Consider the following 22,481-nt stretch of genomic DNA (forward strand, 5'->3'; position numbering starts at 1 on the left):
ATTTCCATTTTAAAACAATTGGTAAGAAGTAATTTATCCTAGTTATCTAGGACAGTCCCTTTTATAAAACACAAAAAACCATTCCCCCCAAAGGCAGCCTGAAAACCCACCCCCCATTTTCAGGCTGCCCCTTTATTCACATGATAAAATCCCACTCATCGCAACCCATCCCCGCAGCCCCATCATGACCTCCATCCCCCTACGCGCCCATTCCGAATTTTCCATCACCGACAGCATTATCCGCATTGGCGAGTATGTCGCCGCCGCACGCGCCGCGCATTATCCCGCGCTCGCGCTCACCGACCTGATGAACACCTTTGGGCTGCTCAAATTCTACAAAGCCTGTCGCAAAGCAGGCATCAAGCCCATTTGCGGCGCAGACGTGCGCATAGAAAACACCGAGCAGCCTGAAAAGCCCCACCGTGCCGTGCTGCTGATACGCAACGAGCAAGGCTACATCCGCCTGAACGAACTGCTCACCGCCGCCTTTGAAGCCGACGACCGCAACAAACACACCCCGCAAATCAACCAAGCATGGCTTGCCCAAGGCGACAACAGCGGCTTGCTGTGCCTATCGGGTGCGCACATGGGCGAAGTGGGCAGCCATTTAATGCTGGGCAACGAAGACAAAGCCCGCGCCGCCGCGCAAAAATACGCAGCATGGTTTCCCAACGCCTTTTATTTGGAACTGCAACGCCTGCCCGAAAAGCCCGACTGGGAAACCAGCGTTTCAGGCAGCCTGAAAATCGCCCAAGCCCTACAACTGCCCGTGGTTGCCACCCATCCCACCCAATTTTTGCAACAAGGCGACTACAAAGCCCACGATGCCCGCGTGTGCATCGCAGGCGGCTGGACGCTCATTGACCCCAAACGCCCGCACGACTTCACCCCCAGCCAGCATTTTCTCGCCCCTGCCGATTTCGCCACCCGCTTCGCCGACATCCCTGAAGCCCTAGCCAACAGCCAAGAAATCGCCAAACGATGCAACCTCACGCTCACGCTGGGCAAAAACTTTCTGCCGCTGTTCCCCACGCCCGATGGCATGGATTTAAACGACTACCTGCGCCATCTTGCCAACGAAGGGCTGCAAGAACGCCTAGCCGTGCTGTATCCCAACGCAGCCGAGCGCGCCCAAAGGCAGCCTGAATACCAAGCGCGGCTGGATTTTGAGCTAGACATCATCATCAAAATGCAGTTCCCTGGGTATTTTCTCATCGTGCAAGACTTCATCAACTGGGCAAAAAACCACGGCTGCCCTGTTGGGCCGGGGCGCGGCTCAGGCGCAGGCTCGCTGGTGGCGTATTCGCTCAAAATCACCGACCTAGACCCCTTAAAATACGCGCTGCTGTTTGAGCGGTTTCTCAACCCAGAGCGCGTGTCCATGCCCGACTTTGATATTGACTTCTGCCAAGCCAATCGCGGGCGCGTGATTGAATATGTGCGCGAAAAATACGGCAAACAAGCCGTGAGCCAAATCGTAACCTTTGGCGCGATGTCGTCCAAAGCAGTGGTACGCGATGTGGGGCGCGTGCTGCAACTGCCGTTTGCCCTGTGCGACCGCTTGTCCAAACTTATCCCGCTGGAAGCCAACAAGCCGCTGCATCTGAAAGACGCGCTCGCCGCCGAGCCCGAAATTGAACAAATCATCCGCGAAGAAGAAGCCGATGAGCTGCTCAATCTTGCCATGAAGCTGGAAGATTTAACCCGCAATTTGGGGATGCACGCGGGCGGTGTGTTGATTGCGCCGAGCAAAATTTCCGATTTTTGCGGCGTGTATCAAGCCGATGAAAACGCATCGCCCGTGTCTATGTTTGACAAGGGCGATGTGGAAGAAATTGGGCTGGTGAAGTTTGACTTTTTGGGGCTGCGCAACTTAACCATTATTGAAATGGCGCAAAACTTCATCCGCCAAACCACAGGCGAGCAAGTGGATGTGAACAACATTCCGCTGGACGACCAAACCGCTTATAAAATCTTCCGCGATGCCAACACCACCGCCGTGTTCCAGTTTGAATCCAGCGGCATGAAAAAAATGCTGGCGCAAGCCAACACCACCAATTTGGAAGAAATCATCGCCTTTGTGTCGCTGTATCGCCCCGGTCCCATGGATTTGATTCCTGACTTTATTGAACGGATGAAAGGTGCGAAGTTTGAATACATGCACCCGCTTCTGGAACCTGTGTTAGAGCCAACCTACGGCATCATGGTGTATCAAGAGCAAGTGATGCAGGCAGCGCAAGTCATCGGCGGCTACTCGCTGGGCGGCGCGGATTTGCTGCGCCGCGCGATGGGCAAGAAAAAGCCCGAAGAGATGGTAAAACACCGCGAAATTTTTGCCGAAGGCGCAGCAGAACAAGGCATCAGCCGCGAAAAAGCCGATGAAATTTTTGACTACATGGAAAAATTTGCGGGCTACGGCTTCAACAAATCGCACGCGGCGGCATATGCCTATGTGTCGTATCAAACCGCGTGGCTCAAAGCGCATTACCCCGCCGAATTTATGGCGGCAACCATGTCATCCGAATTAGACAACACCGACCAGCTCAAAGTGTTTTTTGATGACGCGCAAAGCAAGCTCAACGGCATCCGCTTTTTGCCACCCGATGTAAACGAATCGTTTTACCGCTTTATCCCCAACGCGCAAAAACAAATCCGCTACGCGTTGGGCGCAATCAAAGGCACAGGTGAAGCGGCGGTCAACGCCATTGTTGCCGCGCGAGAAAGCGGCGGCAAGTTCACCGATTTATTTGATTTTTGCGAACGCGTGGGCAAGCAACACGCCAATCGCCGCGTGCTGGAAGCCCTGATTCGCGGTGGCGCGTTTGACAGCATAGAGCCCAACCGCGCCATGCTGCTGGGCAATATTGACCTTGCCATCGCCCAAGCCGAGCAAAAAGCCGACAACGCCAACCAAGGCGGCTTGTTTGACATGGTGGAAGACGCGCTGGCGGATGTGCCGCTGCAATACATTGAGCCGTGGAACGAAGCCACCAAGCTCGCCGAAGAAAAGCAAGCCATTGGTTTTTATTTAAGCGGGCATCCGTTTGCGCCCTATGCCAGCGAAGTGCGTGCCTTTGCGCCCACGCCATTAGGCAGCCTGAAAGCCAAAGACGGCACGCAACGGCTGGCAGGCTTTGCCACATCCATCCGCAGCATCATGACCAAAAACGGCAAAATGATTGCCCTGCTGCTGGAAGACGACACCGCCAAGCAAGAAGTCATCATCCGCAGCGATTTGCTGGACGGCATCCCCAAAGAAACGCTAAAAGCCGACCAAATCCTGATTTGCGATTGCAGCGTGCGCGAAGACCGCTTTAACCCCGATGGCGGCTTGCGCATCAATGTAGCCAACATCGGCAGCGAAGAGCAAAAACAAGCAGGCATCCACAGGCTCAACGAAGCCCGCTCGCGCTTTGCCATCAGCCTAACGCTCAACCTGCGCCCCGAACACGACATCGCCGCCCTTGCCCAACTGCTGCGCCCGCACACGCAAGCCACAGGCAACAAAATCCCGCTTATCTTTACCTACGCCAACGACCGCGCCCACGGCACATTGCTGCCCAACGCCCAATGGCGGCTGGTGTTGAGCAACGAATTGCTGGATGGCTTGGTGGCAATGCTGGGCGAACGCGCCGTAGCAACACGGTTTAGGTAGAGCAGGGTAGGGCGCAAGCGGTTTCAGGCTGCCTATGTTGCTACCTGTTTGCCTAATAAAGGCAGCCTGAAAACGAGTGGACGGTGTTCTAAAAAGTATGCTGACGTTATTGTTGCGGACAGCAAGCCATTCAGTCATCTGTTCCTTCCCCCGCTGGCGGGAAAAGGCTAGGATGGGGTGGCAGGTTAAACAGCCCCCCGCCATAACTTCACTCACGCCGTTATTTAAACATCCCCCCCACATTCTTAGCGTACAATCCCCGTAACGCTCCCCAAACGAAAGACAGCCATGAACATCAAACAAAACATACTCGCCCAATGCCGCGCCCAAAATGTTCAAGTAACCCCGCTGCGCGAACACGTTTTAGACATCGTATTGCAGCTAGACGGCGTGATTAAAGCCTACATCGTGCTGGCGCAAATGCAGCGCGAAAGCGACAACGTGCTCGCCCCGCCCACTGCCTACCGCGCCCTAGACTTCTGGGCAGAGCAAGGCGTGCTGCACAAAATCCCCGCCGTAAACGGCTACATCCTATGCAGCCATGTGCAACACGAATGCAACAGCCATTGCCACAGCGATGCCCACAGCCACAACAGCAGCTTTATTCTTGTGTGCACCCAATGCGGCACGGTGGACGAACAAAGCCTGAACCGCGAATGGCAAGCCCTGCACCAAGCCGTAGAACAAACAGGCTTCGCGCTCAACGAAGAACACGTTGTGCTTACAGGCGTATGCGGCAAATGCCGCGCGTAATCGTTTGCGCCACGATGCTAAACCCATTTTCAGGCTGCCTTTGCGATGCCCAAAGGCAGTTTGAAACGTTTGCGCTACGGCAATGGAAAGAGTGGGTATGGCGGCGATACGCCATGTTCTGTTTCAGGCTGCACCAATGCTTGGGGCAGCCTGAAAAGCATATCGCGTTGGGTGCTTTCAGGCTGCCTAAAAGCGTGCATCACCAACACGCCTGCGCGTCCACATTTCTTAACACACGCGCCCTGCTTGTTATACAATATCGTCCTTTTTCTCAGGCAGCCTGAAAGCGTGTTTATGAAATCTCCCTTTTCCTTGCTGCTCGCCAGCTTATCGCAACGCCTTGCCATCGCCGCCGCTGTGCTGCTGGTGGTGTGTGGCGTGTATTTTTGGGCGGTGGCGGCATGAGCATTGTTATCCAAAATTTGACTGTGAGCTATCAGGCGCGCCCTGCAGTGCATCATGTGGACATGACGTTTGCCAAGGGCTGTATGTATGCCATTTTTGGCCCGAACGGGGCGGGCAAATCTACGCTGCTCAAAGCGGTGATGGGGCTGCTGAAACATTCGGGCAGCGTGGCGTGGCAAGACTTGTCGCGCTGCGATATTGCTTATCTGCCGCAGCAGTCGGATATTGACCGCAGCCAGCCTTTGACGGTGTTTGAGTTGGCGGCGATGGGGCTGTGGTATGAAATCGGCTTTTTTGGGCGGCTAACGGCGGTGCAGCGCGAGCGGGTGTATCACGCGCTGGCGCGGGTGGAGATGGCGGATTTTGCGCAACGCCAAATCAGCGCGTTGTCCAATGGGCAGTTTCAGCGGGTGTTGTTTGCGCGTATGCTGGTGCAAAACGCGCAATTTTTGCTGTTGGATGAGCCGTTTAACGCGGTGGATGCCAAAACCACTTACGCGCTGCTGGATTGGCTGCGCCAAGAAAATCAAGCGGGGCGGGCGGTGATTGCGGTGTTGCATGATTATGAGCAGGTGCGGGCGTATTTTCCGCATACGTTTTTGCTGGCGCGGGAAAAGGTGGCGGATGGCAAGACCGAAGCGGTGCTGACCGATGAGCTGTTGCTGCGTGCCAATGCGTTGGCGCAAAAGGCGGAAGATGAAGCGCAATGGTGCGAAGTGTAGGCAGCCTGAAAACTGCATCGCCCTGTTTTACTCATATCCCCCAAGGCAGCCTGAAACGACCTTCCCCTGTTTACATAAATAAAATCCCCACCGCCCTATCCTTTTTCAGGCTGCCTAACATCCCAACCACTCCACCCCATCCCCAACCATGACCGACCTATTCATCACCCCGTTTACCGAATTTGCCTTTATGCGCTACGCCCTAGCGTCTGTTGTGTTCCTTGCCTTATCCGCTGCGCCTGTGGGCGTGTTTTTGGTGATGCGCCGCATGAGCCTGATTGGCGACGCGCTGAGCCACGCTGTGCTGCCAGGGGCGGCGGTTGGCTACATGATTGCGGGGCTCAGCCTGCCTGCGATGGGGCTGGGCGGCTTTATTGCGGGGATGCTGATGGCGTTTTTCGCGGGCATTGTGAGCCGCTTCACCGAGCTTAAAGAAGATGCCAACTTTGCCGCGTTCTACCTAACCAGCCTTGCCATCGGCGTGCTGCTGGTGAGCTTGGGCAACAACAGCGTGGAGCTGCTGCATTTGCTGTTTGGCTCGGTGCTGGCGGTGGATTTGGGCTCGCTGCGGCTGATGGGCGGCGTGGCAAGCTGCACCATCATCGCGCTGGCGGTAATGTTTCGCCCCTTGCTGCTGGAAAGCATAGACCCGCTGTTTCTGCGCTCGGTAAACGGACGCGGCGGCTTGTGGCACGTCGCCTTTTTGATTTTGGTGGTGATGAATTTGGTGGCGGGCTTTCAGGCATTGGGCACGCTGATGTCGGTGGGCTTGATGATGCTGCCCGCCATCGCCGCACGGCTGTGGGTGAAAAGCATCGGCGCGTTGATGCTGGTTTCCGCCATCAGCGCGTTGCTGTGCGGCTATGCGGGGCTGTTGCTGTCGTACCACCATCCCGCCAACCTGCCATCGGGCCCAACAATTATCCTGTTCTGCGGCGTGTGGTATCTCATCTCCGTGCTGTTTGGCACGCAAAGCGGGATTGTGGTCAAACTGCTGCGCAAGCGGCATCATGTGATTCATGTGAAATGATTTTTGGCTTTTCAGGCTGCCTATGTTCCCCCCGCATAGGCAGCCTGAAAAGCCAAAAACGCATCCAAACCACTCGGGCGATTTTCTTACCCATATTATTCAAGCTATTTCCCACCATCCCATTATGTCCAACGACCAACTAAGAACCTGTATTCACTATTTCCATAGGCAGATTTTATGACATAAAAGCGCGGATACAAGGCAAAAAGCACAGCAAGGTTGGACACCTTGCGAGCATTTTTAACGCAGTAGCCGCGTTTTTAGGGCATAAAAGATGCCTATGAGAATAGTGAATACAGGTTCTAACAATCTGTTCCTGAAACTACGGCGGCGTATCGCTCTCTTATTGAAATCAGAACCCCCAAAGGCAGCCTGAAACCCGTTTTTCCACTACAATCCCGCCATCTCCGCACCATCACACCATAAGAAAATCATGGATTTAATCAAACTCATCTACACCCGGCACCGCCGCCCGTTTTTGCAGATGCTTGCGCTGACTACCCTTTCTGGCGCGCTGGGCGTCGGTATTTTGTCCTATCTCAACAGCCAGCTCTTGCAGGGCAAGGGCGGCGGGCTACTGCCGTTTCTGCTGCTGGTTGCGCTGTATTTTGCCGCCGCCAATTTCGCCCAAGTCCAGCTGGCCAGAATCGGGCAGAATTTCGTGTTCCAAATGCAGACGCAGCTGGTCAAACGCATCATGGATTCGCACGAAGAGCAAATCCAGCTGATTGGCAAACCCAAAATTCTCGCCAGCCTGAGCAGCGACATCCGCAATCTGTCCTTCTCGTTCACGCGGCTGCCCGAATTGGTGCAGGGCGCGCTGTTTGTGCTGGCGTGTTGTGTTTACATGATGGTGCTGTCGGCCAAGCTGTTTGCCGTTACGCTCGCCATGATGCTGCTGATGGTGGCGGGCACGCATTTTGTGGTACAGCGGCAATACGCCAGCTTCCGCCAGATGCGCCACAGCGAAGACGAAATCCAACGCCACTACGAAACCAGCCTGAACGGCCACAAAGAACTCGCGCTCAACCGCCACCGCGCCGAACGTTTTTATCAACAAGAAGTCCTGCCCGCCGCCGCCGAACGCCGCGACACCCATATCCGCGCCGATGCCTACAACGCCATCTCAGGCAATTGGGGCAACAGCATCATGCTCACCACCATCGGCATCATCTACTACCTTGCCAACTACCACGGCTGGGCGAGCCCCACCGATGCCGCCGTTATCAGCATGACCCTGCTGTTTATGCGCGCCCCCATCAACGCCACCGTCAGCGCCTATCCCGTGCTGATGCAGAGCAAAGTCGCCCTGCAAGCCCTTGCCGATTTGGGTCTTGCCGACTACACCACCACCTTCCACAGCCCTTTCAGGCTGCCTGAAAACTGGCAGACTATCCGCCTGGAAAATGTAACCTACGCCTACCCGCAGCAAGGCGGGCAAACCTTCGCGCTGCAACCCGTCAACCTTACCATCCATCGCGGCGAAACCCTGTTTCTGATTGGCGGCAACGGCTCGGGCAAATCCACCCTATCCATGCTAATCGCAGGGCTGTACGCCCCCGCAACGGGCAAAATCTTCGTGGACGACACCGAAATCACCGCCGAAAACCGCCCCGCCTACCGCCAACTGTTCGCCAGCGTGTTCACCGACTTCCACATCTTCGAGCAACTGGTGGACGGCATCGGCGCAGACGTTGCCCAAGCCCAGATAGACCACTGGCTCGCCCATCTGCAACTGGACGAAAAAGTCAAAATAGAGCACAACCGCATCCTGAACCGCAAACTGTCGCAAGGGCAGAAAAAACGGCTCGGACTGCTCGCCGCCGCGCTGGAAAACCGCAGCATCATCATTCTCGACGAATGGGCCGCCGACCAAGACCCGCAGTTTCGCCGCATCTTTTACGAACAACTGCTGCCCCTGCTCAAACAAAGCGGCAGCACCGTCTTTGCCATCAGTCACGACGACAAATACTTCCACCACGCCGAACGGATTATCTCCATGAAACAAGGCGTATTGAGTGAATACGACAGCGAAACGGCGAAAACCGTGGCGGACGAGCACAGCAGGGCGCAATGACAAGGCAGCCTGAAAACGAGCGAAGCGCGTTTCAGCGAAGCTAAAACGGTTTCCCCATTTTCAGGCTGCCTATTTCAATCAACAAGCGGTATTTACAGCGTGCGTGCCACTTCAATCACATCAAAGCATTCCAACACATCGCCTTCGGCAATGTCGTCATAGCCTTTAATCATCAAGCCGCATTCAAAGCCCATGCGCACTTCTTTCACATCGTCTTTGAAGCGTTTGAGCGACGACAATTCGCCCGTGTGGATGACCACATTATTGCGGATGATGCGCACATGGCTGTCGCGTTTGACCACGCCATCGGTAACCATGCAGCCCGCGATGTTGCCCACTTTGGACACGGTAATCACTTGGCGGATTTCCACCGTGCCTGTTTGCTGTTCTTTCTCTTCGGGGGCGAGCATACCGCTCATCGCGGCTTTCACATCGTCAATCGCGTCATAAATAATGTTGTAGTAGCGGATTTCCACGTCTTCGTTTTCGGCGAGCTTGCGGGCTGAACCATCGGCGCGCACGTTAAAGCCGATAATCAACGCGCCCGAAGCAATCGCCAAGTTCACATCGCTTTCTGAAATGCCGCCCACGCCGCTGTGCAACACGCTCACTTTCACTTCATCGGTGGACAATTTTTGCAAGCTGCCCGCCAAGGCTTCGTAAGAACCTTGCACGTCTGCTTTGATGATGACCGCCAAATTTTGCGCCGCGCCTTCGCCCATGTTGTTGAACATATTTTCCAGTTTGGCGGCTTGTTGCTTGGCAAGGCGCACATCGCGGTATTTGCCTTGGCGGAACAGCGCCACTTCACGCGCTTTTTTCTCGTCTGCCAACACCAGCGCGTCTTCGCCTGCGTTGGGCACGTCCGACAAGCCCAAAATTTCCACGGGGATAGACGGCGTGGCAACATCAATCGGCTTGCCTGTTTCGTCCAGCATGGCGCGAACCTTACCAAACGCCGTGCCCGCCAGCAGCATATCGCCTTTGCGCAGCGTGCCGCTTTGCACCAGCAGCGTTGCCACCGCGCCGCGACCTTTGTCCAACCGCGCTTCCACAATCAGACCTTTGGCAGGCGCATCCACAGGGGCTTTCAGCTCCAACACTTCGGCTTCCAGCAACACGGCTTCCAGCAATTTATCAATGTTGGTGCCTTGTTTGGCGGAAACGTCAATAAACTGCACATCGCCGCCCCATTCATCGCACACCACTTCGTGTTGCGTTAATTCTTGGCGAATGCGCTCGGGGTTGGCGGCTTCCTTATCAATTTTGTTCACCGCCACCACCAACGGCACGCCCGCCGCTTTGGCGTGGGCAATCGCTTCCACCGTTTGCGGCATCACGCCATCATCGGCGGCGACCACCAAAATCACAATATCGGTCGCCTGCGCACCACGCGCCCGCATCGCGGTAAACGCTTCGTGCCCCGGCGTGTCCAAAAAGGTAACCACGCCTTTGGGCGTTTCCACATGATACGCGCCGATGTGTTGCGTGATGCCGCCTGCTTCGCCCGCCACCACTTTACTGCGGCGGATGTAGTCCAATAGCGAAGTTTTACCGTGGTCCACGTGGCCCATCACCGTTACCACAGGTGGGCGTGGCAGCAATTCGGCGTTGCTGCTGGCTTCTTCGCCCAAGAAAGCATCGGGGTCGTCGATGGCGGCAGGTTTGCCGATGTGTCCCATCTCTTCCACCACAATCAGCGCGGTTTCTTGGTCTAGCGATTGGTTGATGGTAACCATCATGCCCATTTTCATCAGCGTTTTCACCACTTCCACGCCTTTGACCGCCATTTTGTGCGCCAAATCGGCAACGGTAATGGTTTCGGGTACTAATACTTCATGCACCACAGGCTCGGTAGGTGCTTGGAAGCCGTGTTGATTGGGTTCCAGTTTCAGTTTTTTGCCTTTTTTGCCGCCGCGCACGCGTTCGTCATCGCCACCGCGATTGCCACGCGCATCTTTGCCGCCTTTGCCTTTGCCGCCACGGCTGCCGCGCATTTCGTCATCATCGCGGCTGCTGCGGCGGTCGTCTTTTTTGCGACTGCCGCTGCTGGGGTTTTCAGGCTGCCCTTGTTGATGGGCAGGCGCAGCAGTTTTCAGGCTGCCTGATGCGTTGCCTGATTTGCCGCCTGCTTTTTGTTCCGCTTTTTGGCGTTTGGCTTCGGCGGCTTTTTTCTCTAATTTTTCTTCGCTTGGCTTGGCGATGCGTTGCCCTTTGCCGTCTTTGCCTTCTTTTTTGGCGGCGGCGGCTAAACGCGCTTCTTCTGCCGCTTGCAATTTGGCTTCTTCGCGACGTTTGCGGCGTTCTTCGCGCTCGGCTTTTTCGCGGGCAAGCTGCTCTTGCGCTTCGCGCAATTTGGCGGCGCGGTCGGCTTCTTCGCTGCGGCGTTCTGCTTCGGCGGCGTTCACCACTTCAACAGGCGTGGGCAAAGGCTCGGGCGCAGCGTCTTTTTTCTTGTTGCGATTGCGTTTTTTCTTGTCGCCTTCGCTGGCGGTGTTTTCAGGCTGCCCTTTGGGTTGGGCAGCGGGTTTTTTGTCTGCGGCGGTTTCAGGCTGCTTTTGCGTTTCGGCTACGACAGCGGGGGCTGCGGGTTCGCTTGCAGGTTCTGCTGACGCAACGGCTGTTTCCGCCGCTTCTGCTTTTTCAGGCTGCTTATCGGCTTTGGCAGATTTGCCCGCGCGCACGCGCTCGGCTTCGGCTAAGGCGGCGCGGCGTTTTTCTTCGCGCTCGGCGGCTTCTTGCTCAGCGGTGGGTTCGGCAGTTTCTGGTTTATCTGCCGCGTTTTCAGGCTGCACCTGAGCGGTAGATTGTTGCGCGGCTGATTGCGCAGCAGCGGGTTCATCCGTTTTCAGGCTGCCTACTGCTTCGGCGGCGGCTTCTGTTGCCGCTGCGGCGTTTTCAGGCTGCCCTTCTTGCTCGGCTTTAAGCTGCGCCAACAACTCTTCTTTGGAAACGGCGCGGCGGCGTTTTTTTACAACCACTTCGGTGTCGGTTGTGGACACGGGTTTTCGGTTAGTCATCTTGTGTATTCCTTATGCGTTGTCTTCTTCAGCGAACCAATGGGCGCGGGCAGCCAAAATGGCGGTTTCGGCTTCTTCGTGGCTCACGCCTGTGATTTCAATCAACTCGGCGATGGAAAGCTCCGCCAAATCTTCGCGGTTGGTGATGTTGGCTTCTGCCAAATCGCGCAGCATATCTTCGTCCACGCCATCCAAGGTGCGCAAATCTTCGTCAATCTCGTTGAGCTTGGCTTCGGCTTCTTCGGCAGCTTTAAGCACCACTTCGCGGGCTTTGGCGCGCAGGCTTTCTGCCAATTCGGCATCAAAGCCTTCCACTTCCAGCAATTCGCTGGCGGGCACATACGCCACTTCTTCCACGCTTTCAAAGCCTTCGTTGACCAGTGCATCGGCGATTTCTTCCGACACTTCAAGCTGTTCCACAAACAAATTCCGCGCTGCCGCGCTTTCGGCAGCCGTGCGCTCTTCGGCTTCTTGCAGCGTCATAATGTTTAACTGCAAGCCTGTTAATTCTGCCGCCAAGCGCACGTTTTGCCCGCCGCGCCCAATCGCCAGCGCAAGCTGGTCTTCGGCAACGATGACATCCACCGAGTTCAACTCGTCATCAATCACAATGCGGCTCACTTGCGCGGGCGAGAGCGCGTTAATCACAAACTGCGCGGTATCATCCGACCACAGCACCACATCAATGCGCTCGCCGCCAATTTCGTTGGACACGGCGTTCACACGCGAACCGCGCACGCCAATGCACGTTCCTTGCGGGTCTATGCGTTGGTCGCGCGCCAGCACGGCGATTTTGGCGCGTTGCCCAGGGTCGCGGGCGACTTCTTTAACCTCCAACAAGCCATCGGCGATTTCGGGCACTTCCAGCGCAAACAGTTCGCGCACAAAATCGGGCGCGGAACGGCTGAGCAACACTTGTTTGCGCCCGCCGTTAAATTCTTCCAGTTTCCAAAACAGCGCACGAATGCGGTCGCCGCCGCGATAGTTTTCGCGTGGCAGCATTTGCTCGCGCGGAATCAGCGCGTCCAGCTTGGGCGCAAGCTCCACCACAATGCCGTGGCGTTCCATGCGTTTGACCGTGCCTGTTACAATGTTTTCATGCGATTCCAAAAATTGATTCAAAATTTGCTCACGCTCGGCATCGCGGATGCGTTGCAAAATGATTTGCTTGGCGGTTTGCGCGGCTTGTCGTCCAAAGGCTTCGTTGGGCAGTTCTTCTTCGTAATAATCGCCCACGCTGATTTGGATTTCAGGCTGTTCTTCTTGGATTTGCTCAATGGTTTTTTCCAGCTCGGGATAGGTGTAATCCAAGTCTTCTACGATGAGCCATTTGCGGATGGTTTTGTAGTCGCCTGTTTCGCGGTCAATGCGGATTTCCAAATCCATTTGCTCGCGGTCGGCTTTTTTCTTGGCGGCGATGCCCAAGGCGGTTTCTAGTGCTTCAAATACGATTTCGTTGCTGACGTTTTTTTCGCTTGCCAAGGCTTCGGCAAGTAGCAATATCTCTTTGCTCACGTGGGTTCTCCTAATGTTTAAAATTTAAATTCGGGTTTCAGGCGGGCTTTGTCTAGGTTGCTCAATTCTATTTCGGCGGTTTTGCCGTCAAATGAGAGCGTGAGCGTTTGCGTGTTTTCGTTAAACGCTTCTATGCGCCCGATGAAGTTTTTTTGCCCATCCACGGGCAAGCGGGTTTTGAGCTTGACTTGGCTGCCTGCAAAGCGGATGAAATCGGCGGCTTTTTTCAGCGGTCTATCCAACCCAGGGCTGGAAATTTCTAGGTTTTTATAGTCAATGTCTTCCACCATAAACACGCGGCTTAGGTGGTTGCTCACGGCGGCGCAGTCGTCCACGGTGATGCCGCCTTCTTTGTCAATAAACACGCGCAAGGTGCCTTGCGCGGTGAGTTCGTAATCCACCAGCTCGTAGCCGAGCCCGGGCAGGGTGGTGTCTAAAATGCTTTGAATATCCATGTTTGCTTGTTTACAAAGGGTATAAATACAAAAAAATGACCGCTGGGGTCATTTTTCGCTTGGGGGATGAAAAATTGGCGCAATTATACGGCTTTTTGCTTGAAAAGAAAAGGATGTTTTGCGGTAGGCAGCCTGAAAATGGGCGGTTTTGGGGCAGCCTGAAAAGGGGAAATGGGTTGGACTGTGTTGGGGCGCGATTTATATATTTAGTTGTGTGTTTGGCTTGCGCGGGACGATTTTCAGGCTGCCTAAATGGCTAAATACCTGCATAATGCGCGTTTTGTTGTGTTTTGTTGTTTTCAGGGAGCAAGCAATGTCGGAACTGGATAAGATTTTGGCTTACAACGAGTCGTTTGTGGACGCAGAGCAGTATGCGGCGTATCAAACCAATAAATACCCCGAGCGCAAGCTGGCGATTTTGTCGTGCATGGACACGCGGATTGTGGAGCTGATTTACGCGGCTTTGGGGGTGAAAAACGGCGATGTAAAGATGATTCGCAACGCGGGGGCGGTGGTGGCGCATCCTTGGGGGTCGGTGATGCGTTCGCTGCTGGTGGCGGTGCTGGAATTGCGCGTGGAAGAGATTATGGTGATTGCGCATTTTGACTGCGGAATGCGCGGGCTGAACGCGCAATCGGTGCTGGCGGCGGCGCAGGCGCGGGGCATTCCCGCTGACCGCATTGAAACGCTGCGCCATGCGGGGATTGATTTGGATGGCTGGTTTACGGGCTTTGATAATGTGGAACAGAGCGTGCGCCACACGGTGAGCATGATTCGCCATCATCCGCTGATGCCGAGCAATGTGGTGGTGCATGGGCTGGTGATTCATCCGAGCACGGGCAAATTAACGCTGATTGATAAGGGGGCAACGCGATGAATAAGCTGGGGCTGTTTGGCGGCAGTTTTGACCCGATTCACAACGGGCATTTGCACATTGCCCGCGCATTTGCCGATGAGCTGGGCTTGGATAGCGTGATTTTTCTGCCTGCGGGCGAGCCGTATCACAAAAATGCCCCGCGCACACCTGCGACGCAACGTTTGGCGATGGTGGAAGCGGCGATTGCGGGCGATAGCCGTTTTGCGGCGAGCGATGTGGACATGGTGCGCGGCGGGGCGACGTATAGCGTGGACACAGTACAGATTTTTCGCCAGCATTTTGCCGATGCCGCGCTGTGGTGGCTGATGGGCATGGATAGCTTGCTGCAACTGCACACTTGGAAAAACTGGCGCACCTTTGCGCGGCTGACTAACATTGCGGTGGCGGCGCGCGCGGGGCAGTCGCTGGGTCATGCACCGCGCGAGTTGCACGCTTGGCTGGGGCAGGCATTGCAAGATGGCAGACTGAAAATCTTGTCTGCGTCGTTGCGGGATGTGAGTTCCAGCGCAATTCGGCAGCGGGTGGCGGCGGGGGAGAATATTGCGGATGATGTGCCTGATGCGGTGGCGCGGTTGATTGCGGAGTGGGGGGTGTATCGGGGGCAGCCTGAAACTTGAAACAGGGTTGATGCGTTTTCAGGCTGCATCAATCATACGCTTGGCGGGAAACAGAGCATGGCGTATCGCCGCCATACCCACTCTTTCGGTTGCTGTGGCGCAAGCGTTTCAGGCTGCCTTTGGGCACGGCAAAGGCAGCCTGAAAAATAAAACCGCTTGGTGTTGCGCCAAACGTTTTTTTGCTGGATGGATTAGGTTTCAGGCTGCCTAAACACACTTCATCATTAAAATTATTCATACCAACGCAACAAATATTTCACTTGTATTCATGCAAAAGCAAGCGCAATATGCGTGCTTTCCTGTTTTCAATGGTTTCTTAACCCCAGACCTCTATACGGAGACCCACCATGACCACCTTCCACCTATCAGGTTATCCCCGCATTGGCGGCAAACGCGAGCTCAAATTTGCCACCGAATCCTTCTGGAAAGGCGCGACCAGCGAAGCCGAGCTGCAAAACGTTGCCGCCGAAATCCGCCGTGCCAACTGGGCAACCCAACACGCCGCAGGCGCAGATTTGCTGCCCGTTGGCGATTTTTCGTTTTACGACCATGTATTAGATTTGTTGTGCGCGGTGGGCGCGATTCCTGCGCGATTTGGTTTTCAGGCTGCCGACTTAACCCTGCCGCAATACTTTGAACTGGCACGCGGCAACGCCACCCAGTTTGCCATGGAAATGACCAAATGGTTTGACACCAACTATCACTACATCGTGCCCGAATGGCACGCCGACACCCAATTCTTCGCGCACCCCGAGCGCATCATCGCGCAAATCCGCGAAGCCCAAGCGCAAGGCTATGCGGTAAAACCCACGCTGGTTGGCCCGCTCACGCTGCTGTGGCTGGGCAAGAAAAAAGAAGACTTCGGCTGCCGCATCAAAACGCTGATGCCCAAGCTGTTGCCCGTTTACCAACAATTATTGCAAGCCATCGCCGAAGCAGGCGTGGAATATGTGCAAATTGACGAACCGATTTTGGCGGCTGATGCGGGCAAACCTTGGCTGGAAGCCTTTCCCAGCACTTATCAAGCCCTTGCGCAAACGCCTGTTCGCATCATTTTGGGCACTTATTTTGCCAGCGTTGCCGAACACGCCACCTTGCTAAACAGCTTGCCCATCAGCGGCGTGCACATTGATTGCGTGCGCGCGCCCGAGCAGCTGGCGGCGTTTGTGGAACAATTGGACAGCAGCAAAATCCTATCCGCAGGCGTGGTGGACGGTCGCAATGTGTGGCGTGCCAACTTGCGCCAAGTGGTTGCCAACTTGCAAGCGGCAAAAGCCAAATTTGGCGACAAGCTCTGGGTTGCGCCCAGCTGCTCTTTGTTACACAGCCCGCAAGACCTTGCGCTGGAAGAAAAACTAGACCCCGAAATCAAATCTTGGATGGCGTTTGCCGCGCAAAAATTGGTGGAACTGGGCAACATCAAACAAGCCTTGCAAGGCGGGTTAGACAGCATTCAGGCTGCCTTAGCCGCATCCGATGCCGCCCAAGCCGACCGCGCCAGCAACAGCAAAATCCACAACGCCGCCGTGCAAACGCGCATCGCCAATCTGCCCAAAGGCGCAGACCAACGCGGCGCACCGTTTGCCGAGCGCATCAAAGCGCAGCAAGCCCAGCTTAACCTGCCCTTGCTGCCCACCACCACCATCGGCTCATTCCCGCAAACCACCGAAATCCGCCAAGCGCGCGCTGCGTTCAAAAAAGGCGAACTTTCTGCTGCCGATTACGATGCAGCGATGAAAAAAGAAATCGCCTACTGCGTTGCCGAGCAAGAAAAACTGGGCATTGACGTGTTGGTACACGGCGAAGCCGAGCGCAACGATATGGTGGAATATTTTGGCGAGCAGTTAGCAGGCTATTGTTTCAGCCAATTTGGCTGGGTGCAAAGCTACGGCAGCCGCTGCGTGAAACCACCCATCATTTACGGCGACGTGTCTCGCCCCAACCCGATGACGGTTTACTGGTCTAGCTACGCGCAAAGCCTAACCAAACGCCCAATGAAAGGGATGCTCACAGGGCCTGTTACCATGTTCAAATGGTCGTTTGTGCGCGATGATGTGCCGCTTTCCACCGTTGCCAAACAAATCGCGTTGGCGTTGAACGATGAAGTGCTGGATTTGGAACGCGCGGGCATCACCGTGATTCAAATTGATGAACCTGCCATCCGCGAAGCCTTGCCGTTGAAAAAAGCGCAGTGGAATGAATACTTGGCTTGGGCGTGCGAGAGCTTCCGCCTTGCCAGCGTGGGCACGGCTAACAGCACGCAAATCCACACCCATATGTGTTACAGCGAGTTCAACGACATTCTGCCCGCCATCGCCAGCATGGATGCGGATGTGATTACCATTGAAACTTCGCGCTCCGATATGGATTTGCTGACCGCGTTTGGCGAGTTCAAATACCCCAACGACATCGGTCCGGGCGTGTACGACATCCACAGCCCGCGCGTGCCCACCGAAGCTGAAGTGGAACATTTGTTGCGCAAAGCCATCAGCGTGGTGCCGCTGGAACGCTTGTGGGTGAACCCCGACTGCGGCTTGAAAACACGCGGCTGGGCAGAAACCATTGAGCAGCTGCGCGTGATGATGGCTGTAACCAACAAGCTGCGCAGCGAGTTTGCCGCGAAGTAATCCGCGCAACAGGGTAGGCACAGCTTGCCGCCCTTTGCTCGCATCAAAGGCAGTCTGAAACTTGCTTGACTCGTTTTCAGGCTGCCTTATTTCTGTCGCAAAGTAGGGTGTGTGGTTTTATTTCATACACGCTACTTGTGCCGTTGTTGTAGCGAAATAAATAAAGCAATATTTGATTTGCGATGTAGGGTGTGTGCCGCCGGCACGCACGCGGTGTGTCGTGGCATTAGGAACAGCGTGCGTGGCATAGCCACACACCCTACTCGTGTTGTTTTTATTTCGGTTCACTATTTGGTTTACTGCATTTTCAGGCTGCCCCATCCGTTTAGCCAAGGCAGCCTGAAAACCCCATTAAGGAATCCCACCATGTCCACCCCACGCAACATCAGCTTTGAATTTTTCCCCACCCGCACCCCCGAAGGGCGCGCCAAACAAATCCTTGTGCGCCAGCAGCTCAAACAGCTCAATCCGCAATTTTTCTCCTGCACATCAGGCGCAGGCGGCTCAACGCGTGAAGGCACGCTGCAAACCGTGCGCGATATTTTGAACGAGCAAACCCCCGCCGCCCCCCATTTGCCCTGCATCGGCATGCTGGAAAACGAAATTGTTGAATTGCTGCAACAATACAAAGACATCGGCGTAAACCGCCTGATTGCCCTGCGCGGCGACATTCCATCGGGCACAGGTTTTGGCATGGAAGGCTTGCGCTACGCCAATGAACTCGTCGCCCTAGTCAAACAAAAATTTGGCGACCACTTCCACACCATTGTCGCCGCCTATCCCGAATATCATCCCCAATCGCAAAACGCCGCCGACGATTTGCGCTACTTCGTGCAAAAAGTGAACGCAGGCGCAGACAGCGCCATCACGCAATATTTTTTCAACGCCGATGCCTATTTTCACTTTGTGGACGATGCCCAACGCGCAGGCGTAACCATCCCCATCATCCCCGGCATCATCCCCGTGGAAAGTTTCACCAAGCTGGTGCGCTTTTCCGATATGTGCGGCGCGGAAATCCCCCGCTGGCTGCGGCTCAAACTGTATTCCTATGCCGACGATGCCGAATCCATCCGCGCTTTCTCGCTGGATGTGGTAACCCAGATGTGCGAACGCTTGCTGCAAGGCGGCGCACCGGGCTTGCATTTTTACACGCTCAACCGCGCCGATTTGGCAACGGAAATTTGCCAACGGGTGTATGGTACGCCAGCGGCGTAGGCAGCCTGAAAATGGAACAGGCAGCCTGAAAAGCAAAATTGGGCTTTTCAGGCTGCCCATTCGTTTCAGGCTAAAACCTTTGCAAAACCTGTAACCGATGGAGTGTCGGCGGCTCGCCGACATCTTGGTAAATCAATAATGCCTTGTTTAATAGACAATTTGGCGACGAGCCGTCGCCGCTCCATTTTGGGTTTCAGGCTGCCTACTTATCCGCCCGTCGCCGCACAATCTCCGCCCGCGCATGGTCGTAACACCAATGAAACACCACCGTGTAGCCCATCACCGCCAGCGTCATGCCGATGTCCATCGCCACCGCTTCCCACCAGCCCATATCCATCAGCCACGCGATAATCGGCACGGTCAGCAGCATCAGCCCGCCTTCAAACAGCACCGCGTGCAGCAGCCGCACCTTTGCCCCGCGTTCTATGCGCGGCGCGGTAAACCAGCGGTCAAACCCTGCGTTAAACACCACATTCCACGCCAGAGCCACCAGCGCAATCGTTATCATGGTGAGCGTGGTTTCGCCCGCCTGATGCGCCGTCAGCAGCACCACCGCGATGCTGGACAACGCCACCAGCAGCACTTCAAACAACACCGCCTGAAAAATCCGCTCGCGCAAGGACATTTCAGGCTGCCTTTCTGTTTCAATCATTCAATTTCACCGAATGCTCGCGCGTTTCGTGGAACACAATATCTTTCCAACGCTCTTCGGTTAAATTCAAATTCACGCGGTTGGGCGCGAGATAGGCGAGATTGCCTCCTGCGTCCACCGCCAAGTTTGCCGCGTTGGCTTTTTCAAACTCCGCCAGTTTTTTCTTGTCATCGCACGACACCCAGCGCGCCGACCAAATCGCCGCGTTGTCAAACACCGCTTCCACGCCGTATTCGTTCGCCAGCCGCGACGTTACCACTTCAAACTGCAACACGCCCACCGCGCCCAAAATCAAATCTGCGCCGCTCATCGGTTTGAAGACTTGAACCGCGCCTTCTTCGCCGAGCTGTTGCAAACCTTTTTGCAGTTGCTTGATTTTAAGCGGGTTTTTGATGCGAACGCTGCGGAACAGTTCGGGCGCGAAGAAGGGGATGCCGGTGAACGCCAGTTGTTCGCCTTCGGAGAAACTGTCGCCGATTTGGATGTTGCCGTGGTTCGGGATGCCGATGATGTCGCCCGCAAACGCTTCTTCCACCAGCTCGCGGTCGTGCGACATAAACGTAACCACGCTGCTGGCGGCGATTTCGCGGTTGATGCGCAGGTGCTTCATCTTCATGCCGCGCTCAAACTTGCCCGAGCAGACGCGCAAAAAGGCGATGCGGTCGCGGTGTTTCGGGTCCATATTGGCTTGGATTTTGAACACAAATCCCGAAAACTTGGCTTCATCGGGCGCAACTTGGCGCACGGTGGCATCGCGCGGCTGCGGCGCGGGTGCCCAGTCAATCAGCGAGTTCAAGATTTCCTGAATGCCGAAGTTGTTAATCGCCGAACCGAAGAACACGGGCGTGAGTTCGCCCGCCAAAAATTCGTCCAAACTGAACTCGTTGGACGCAGCCTGAACCAGCTCAATCTCGTCGCGCAGCTGCTGGATTTCCAGCGGAAAGCGTTGTTCCAGCTCGGGATTGTTGATGCCTTTAATCACGTCAAATTCGTGCGGCAGCCGCTCGCCACCCGCTTCAAACAGGTAAATCTCATCGTTGAGAATGTGGTACACGCCCTTGAAGTTTTTGCCCATGCCGATCGGCCAAGTAACGGGCGCGCAGCGGATTTTTAAAATATTTTCTACTTCGTCCAAGAGTTCCAGCGAATCGCGCACTTCGCGGTCGTATTTGTTCATAAAGGTTACGATGGGCGTGTTACGCAGGCGGCAGACGTTGAGCAGTTTGATGGTTTGCGCTTCCACGCCTTTGGCGGCATCAATCACCATCAATGCGCTGTCCACAGCCGTGAGCACGCGGTAGGTGTCTTCCGAGAAGTCTTGGTGGCCGGGGGTGTCCAGCAGGTTGACGGTGTGGTCGTGGTAGTCAAACTGCATCACGCTGGACGCAACGGAAATGCCGCGCTGCTTTTCAATCTCCATCCAGTCGGACGTGGCGAACTTGCCGCTTTTCTTGCCCTTGACCGTGCCCGCGCTTTGGATTGCGCCCGAAAACAGCAGCAGCTTTTCCGTGAGCGTGGTTTTACCCGCGTCGGGGTGGGAGATGATGGCGAAGGTGCGGCGGCGGCGCACGTTTTCTAGAATTTCAGACATAGGGACTCTTTGTTTAAACGGGTAATAATGATTTTCAGGCTGCCTTTGGCATCAGGCAGCCTGAAACGGGAAAAATGAAAGGGCGTATTGTAAACGTTTTTGGCGTTTCAGGCTGCCTGTGCGGGGAAACATAGGCAGCTTGAAACCTTAGAACCTGTATTCACTATTTCCATAGACATCTTTTATGCCCTAAAAACGCGGCTACTGCGTTAAAAATGCTCGCAAGGTGTCCAACCTTGCTGCGCTTTTTGCCTTGTATCCGCGCTTTTATGTCATAAAATCTGCCTATGGAAATAGTGAATACAGGTTCTTATTTTCAGGCTGTCCTAAATGCCGGCAAGGCTAGCAGAAGCTGATGCTGTGCCGCCCGCCGTTTTGCTGTTTCAGGCTGCATTCTTGGGCGAGTGCGTCGAGCCATCTTTGGCTGTTGGCAAACGGGGCGAAGCGGTGGTGGCTGACTCTGCTGATGTCGGCAATAAAGCGGCACACGGTGGTGAAATGGGCGTGAAATAGGCGGGCGGTGTCGCGCAGGGCGTTTTCGCGGTTCATGTGTAAGGCAAAGCGCAGCATCGCCTGCTCGGCTTCGTTCAAACCGAGCCTGCGGGCAACAAAGTCGATGTTGCAGTAGGCTTGGGTGTAGTCGAGGTTGTCTGAATGCAGATGCTGGATTTGCTGGCGCCACGCAGTAAGCAGCTTGCGGGCGATGTGCTGTTTATCGGGATGCTCTTCCAGTTCGTCGGCCAGCCCGAGCGACTGGGTGATGTCGGTATCCCAGTTGCTGTTGTTGAGAAACGAGTAGGACAGTTTGTAATCAAGCCGCCGCCGCTGTATCATCTGCTCGGCATACAGGCTGATGGCGTGCGGGGTTGTGGGCGAGATTTTTTTGAATGCTGGACATGGCTTGCTCCTTGTTGGAATACTGCCATTATCCGCAGGGACGCGACGGATAGTATTGCAGAGAAGAAAGGCAGCCTGAAAAGGCAAAGAACGGCAACATGCGCCTAACGCAATCAACAAGCGCAGCAACAGCAAGACCGTTCGCAGCAAGCAGCGAATGTTTGATAAAATGGCGCATGATTTTTCAGCCTGAAATCTTTTCAAACCACCCAATCTATTCACATCATTATTCCCGCCTGCGTAGGAATAACGACATTTATCCGTTTCAGGCTGCCTTTAAATCCAACCAATAATAGGCAGCCTTGCCCCTTTGTCCAAATCTTTGATTTGGGTATAAAGGGGTATACCGCAGCGCAACGCGCAAGGTTGAAAA

Annotated in this window: 19 protein-coding genes; 11 read left to right on the forward strand and 8 right to left on the reverse strand. The window is 55.1% G+C overall.

What is annotated here, in order from left to right; all coding sequences use genetic code 11:
• Positions 1-184 precede the first annotated feature (184 nt).
• Both dnaE and Q4A85_RS03395 read left to right on the forward strand, forming a co-directional pair.
• Positions 185-3,655, forward strand: a complete 3,471-nt coding sequence (gene dnaE / locus Q4A85_RS03390; RefSeq protein WP_303107756.1) for a DNA polymerase III subunit alpha — start codon at positions 185-187, stop codon at positions 3,653-3,655.
• A 288-nt stretch (positions 3,656-3,943) separates the two neighbouring features.
• Positions 3,944-4,408 (forward strand): Fur family transcriptional regulator, encoded by a 465-nt coding sequence (locus tag Q4A85_RS03395; RefSeq protein WP_303107757.1) that lies wholly within the window; start codon positions 3,944-3,946, stop codon positions 4,406-4,408.
• Between the two features lie 74 nt (positions 4,409-4,482).
• Here the strand turns inward: Q4A85_RS03395 and Q4A85_RS03400 are convergent, their stop codons facing one another.
• On the reverse strand, positions 4,483-4,665 hold the full coding sequence (locus tag Q4A85_RS03400; RefSeq protein WP_303107758.1) for a hypothetical protein: 183 nt from the start codon (positions 4,663-4,665) through the stop codon (positions 4,483-4,485).
• A gap of 144 nt (positions 4,666-4,809) precedes the next feature.
• Here Q4A85_RS03400 and Q4A85_RS03405 point away from each other — a divergent pair, with 144 nt between their 5' ends.
• The 4 genes from Q4A85_RS03405 to Q4A85_RS03420 all read left to right on the forward strand — a co-directional run bounded on the left by Q4A85_RS03405 (position 4,810) and on the right by Q4A85_RS03420 (position 8,642).
• Entirely contained in the window at positions 4,810-5,535 is a 726-nt protein-coding gene (locus tag Q4A85_RS03405; protein WP_303107759.1) for a metal ABC transporter ATP-binding protein, read from the forward strand.
• Positions 5,536-5,683: 148 nt separating this feature from the next.
• Positions 5,684-6,565, forward strand: a complete 882-nt coding sequence (locus Q4A85_RS03410; protein WP_303107760.1) for a metal ABC transporter permease — start codon at positions 5,684-5,686, stop codon at positions 6,563-6,565.
• A 22-nt stretch (positions 6,566-6,587) separates the two neighbouring features.
• The gene (locus Q4A85_RS03415; RefSeq protein WP_303107761.1) at positions 6,588-6,746 is read left to right on the forward strand and encodes a hypothetical protein; all 159 of its coding nucleotides are present in this window, start codon (positions 6,588-6,590) and stop codon (positions 6,744-6,746) included.
• Positions 6,747-6,998: 252 nt separating this feature from the next.
• The gene (locus Q4A85_RS03420) at positions 6,999-8,642 is read left to right on the forward strand and encodes a multidrug ABC transporter permease/ATP-binding protein (RefSeq protein WP_303107762.1); all 1,644 of its coding nucleotides are present in this window, start codon (positions 6,999-7,001) and stop codon (positions 8,640-8,642) included.
• 92 nt (positions 8,643-8,734) lie between these two features.
• Here the strand turns inward: Q4A85_RS03420 and infB are convergent, their stop codons facing one another.
• From infB to rimP, 3 genes are read right to left on the reverse strand one after another with little or no spacing between them, the layout of a single operon-like run.
• The gene (gene infB / locus Q4A85_RS03425; protein ID WP_303107763.1) at positions 8,735-11,662 is read right to left on the reverse strand and encodes a translation initiation factor IF-2; all 2,928 of its coding nucleotides are present in this window, start codon (positions 11,660-11,662) and stop codon (positions 8,735-8,737) included.
• Between the two features lie 12 nt (positions 11,663-11,674).
• Positions 11,675-13,177, reverse strand: coding sequence for a transcription termination factor NusA (nusA, locus tag Q4A85_RS03430; protein ID WP_303107764.1), 1,503 nt, complete (start codon positions 13,175-13,177; stop codon positions 11,675-11,677).
• A 17-nt stretch (positions 13,178-13,194) separates the two neighbouring features.
• Positions 13,195-13,632, reverse strand: a complete 438-nt coding sequence (rimP, locus tag Q4A85_RS03435; protein WP_303107765.1) for a ribosome maturation factor RimP — start codon at positions 13,630-13,632, stop codon at positions 13,195-13,197.
• A 313-nt stretch (positions 13,633-13,945) separates the two neighbouring features.
• Between rimP and Q4A85_RS03440 the strand changes: the two genes are divergently transcribed.
• Both Q4A85_RS03440 and nadD read left to right on the forward strand, forming a co-directional pair.
• Positions 13,946-14,509 (forward strand): carbonic anhydrase, encoded by a 564-nt coding sequence (locus Q4A85_RS03440; protein ID WP_303107766.1) that lies wholly within the window; start codon positions 13,946-13,948, stop codon positions 14,507-14,509.
• Positions 14,506-15,126, forward strand: coding sequence for a nicotinate-nucleotide adenylyltransferase (gene nadD / locus Q4A85_RS03445; protein ID WP_303107767.1), 621 nt, complete (start codon positions 14,506-14,508; stop codon positions 15,124-15,126). The genes Q4A85_RS03440 and nadD overlap by 4 nt, the downstream gene beginning before the upstream one ends.
• A 28-nt stretch (positions 15,127-15,154) precedes the next feature.
• On the opposite strand, the gene Q4A85_RS03450 is transcribed toward nadD, so the two are convergent.
• Positions 15,155-15,364 carry a hypothetical protein gene (locus tag Q4A85_RS03450; protein WP_303107768.1) on the reverse strand — a complete coding sequence of 70 codons (210 nt, stop codon included), beginning with the start codon at positions 15,362-15,364 and terminating at the stop codon, positions 15,155-15,157.
• A 109-nt stretch (positions 15,365-15,473) separates the two neighbouring features.
• Here Q4A85_RS03450 and metE point away from each other — a divergent pair, with 109 nt between their 5' ends.
• Entirely contained in the window at positions 15,474-17,753 is a 2,280-nt protein-coding gene (gene metE, locus Q4A85_RS03455) for a 5-methyltetrahydropteroyltriglutamate--homocysteine S-methyltransferase (protein ID WP_303107769.1), read from the forward strand.
• A gap of 366 nt (positions 17,754-18,119) precedes the next feature.
• On the forward strand, positions 18,120-18,968 hold the full coding sequence (gene metF / locus Q4A85_RS03460; protein ID WP_303107817.1) for a methylenetetrahydrofolate reductase [NAD(P)H]: 849 nt from the start codon (positions 18,120-18,122) through the stop codon (positions 18,966-18,968).
• A 202-nt stretch (positions 18,969-19,170) separates the two neighbouring features.
• Here metF and Q4A85_RS03465 read toward each other — a convergent pair whose 3' ends face one another.
• From Q4A85_RS03465 to Q4A85_RS03475, 3 genes are all read right to left on the reverse strand, one after another.
• Complete coding sequence (locus tag Q4A85_RS03465) at positions 19,171-19,620, reverse strand: PACE efflux transporter (RefSeq protein ID WP_303107770.1); 450 nt, start codon at positions 19,618-19,620, stop codon at positions 19,171-19,173.
• The gene (locus tag Q4A85_RS03470) at positions 19,613-21,211 is read right to left on the reverse strand and encodes a peptide chain release factor 3 (protein WP_303107771.1); all 1,599 of its coding nucleotides are present in this window, start codon (positions 21,209-21,211) and stop codon (positions 19,613-19,615) included. The genes Q4A85_RS03465 and Q4A85_RS03470 overlap by 8 nt, the downstream gene beginning before the upstream one ends.
• Positions 21,212-21,553: 342 nt before the next feature.
• Complete coding sequence (locus Q4A85_RS03475; protein WP_303107772.1) at positions 21,554-22,258, reverse strand: hypothetical protein; 705 nt, start codon at positions 22,256-22,258, stop codon at positions 21,554-21,556.
• A gap of 11 nt (positions 22,259-22,269) precedes the next feature.
• Here Q4A85_RS03475 and Q4A85_RS03480 point away from each other — a divergent pair, with 11 nt between their 5' ends.
• Positions 22,270-22,401: a hypothetical protein gene (locus tag Q4A85_RS03480; RefSeq protein ID WP_303107773.1), complete on the forward strand. Its 132-nt coding sequence runs from the start codon at positions 22,270-22,272 to the stop codon at positions 22,399-22,401.
• Positions 22,402-22,481: the final 80 nt, after the last annotated feature.

The sequence above is a fragment of the Kingella sp. (in: b-proteobacteria) genome, assembly GCF_030527935.1.
Lineage (GTDB): Bacteria > Pseudomonadota > Gammaproteobacteria > Burkholderiales > Neisseriaceae > Kingella_B.

Bases quoted from the DNA above. Each gene is read 5' to 3' on its own strand.
- dnaE (WP_303107756.1), top strand. From the start codon at position 185: ATGACCTCCATCCCCCTACGCGCCCATTCCGAATTTTCCATCACCGAC.
- Q4A85_RS03395 (WP_303107757.1), top strand. From the start codon at position 3,944: ATGAACATCAAACAAAACATACTCGCCCAATGCCGCGCCCAAAATGTT.
- Q4A85_RS03405 (WP_303107759.1), top strand. From the start codon at position 4,810: ATGAGCATTGTTATCCAAAATTTGACTGTGAGCTATCAGGCGCGCCCT.
- Q4A85_RS03410 (WP_303107760.1), top strand. From the start codon at position 5,684: ATGACCGACCTATTCATCACCCCGTTTACCGAATTTGCCTTTATGCGC.
- Q4A85_RS03415 (WP_303107761.1), top strand. From the start codon at position 6,588: ATGTTCCCCCCGCATAGGCAGCCTGAAAAGCCAAAAACGCATCCAAAC.
- Q4A85_RS03420 (WP_303107762.1), top strand. From the start codon at position 6,999: ATGGATTTAATCAAACTCATCTACACCCGGCACCGCCGCCCGTTTTTG.
- infB (WP_303107763.1), bottom strand. From the start codon at position 11,662: ATGACTAACCGAAAACCCGTGTCCACAACCGACACCGAAGTGGTTGTA.
- rimP (WP_303107765.1), bottom strand. From the start codon at position 13,632: ATGGATATTCAAAGCATTTTAGACACCACCCTGCCCGGGCTCGGCTAC.
- Q4A85_RS03440 (WP_303107766.1), top strand. From the start codon at position 13,946: ATGTCGGAACTGGATAAGATTTTGGCTTACAACGAGTCGTTTGTGGAC.
- nadD (WP_303107767.1), top strand. From the start codon at position 14,506: ATGAATAAGCTGGGGCTGTTTGGCGGCAGTTTTGACCCGATTCACAAC.
- Q4A85_RS03450 (WP_303107768.1), bottom strand. From the start codon at position 15,364: ATGAATAATTTTAATGATGAAGTGTGTTTAGGCAGCCTGAAACCTAAT.
- metE (WP_303107769.1), top strand. From the start codon at position 15,474: ATGACCACCTTCCACCTATCAGGTTATCCCCGCATTGGCGGCAAACGC.
- metF (WP_303107817.1), top strand. From the start codon at position 18,120: ATGTCCACCCCACGCAACATCAGCTTTGAATTTTTCCCCACCCGCACC.
- Q4A85_RS03465 (WP_303107770.1), bottom strand. From the start codon at position 19,620: ATGATTGAAACAGAAAGGCAGCCTGAAATGTCCTTGCGCGAGCGGATT.
- Q4A85_RS03470 (WP_303107771.1), bottom strand. From the start codon at position 21,211: ATGTCTGAAATTCTAGAAAACGTGCGCCGCCGCCGCACCTTCGCCATC.